This window comes from Actinocrinis puniceicyclus, assembly GCF_018283645.1.
Taxonomy (GTDB): Bacteria; Actinomycetota; Actinomycetes; order Streptomycetales; family Catenulisporaceae; genus Actinocrinis; species Actinocrinis puniceicyclus.
In genome coordinates this window covers 1-432 of the sequence record NZ_JAGSXH010000395.1, presented here as the reverse complement: position 1 = coordinate 432, position 432 = coordinate 1, and the positions used below count along the sequence as shown (strand labels likewise).

1 pseudogene is annotated in these 432 nt (G+C 73.1%); it reads left to right on the top strand.

Going from position 1 to position 432, the window contains the following annotated elements:
* Nucleotides 1-432: pseudogene (locus KGA66_RS29450) on the top strand (serine O-acetyltransferase); the annotation flags it as partial.

Sequence of the window (432 nt, the reverse complement as noted above, 5' to 3'; positions counted from 1 at the left end):
CTACAAGGGCGCCAAGCGCCATCCCACGCTGGGCCGCGACGTCGTGGTGAGCGCGGGTGCGAGGGTGCTGGGCGGCTTCGAGGTCGGCGATGGCGCCAAGATCGGCAGCAATGCCGTCGTCATCAAGCCCGTGCCCGCGGGCGCGACGGCGGTGGGCATCCCGGCGCGCATCGTTCCCTCCAAGGCCGGGCAGAGCGCCGACGTGACCGAGGCCAGCGCGCCCCGGTCCGCGCCGCGCACCTTCTCGGCCTACGGCGTGACCCAGGAGGACGACCCGCTCTCGTAGGCCATGCGCGGCCTGATCGACAACGCGTCGTCGCAGGAGCGCCAGATCGCGCTGCTCTGGGCCGCGATCGAAAAGCTCTCGCATGCGGCCCCGCAGGCGCGCGACTGCGTGCCCTGCGACGCCGCCCGCAACGAGCAGTTCGAGGC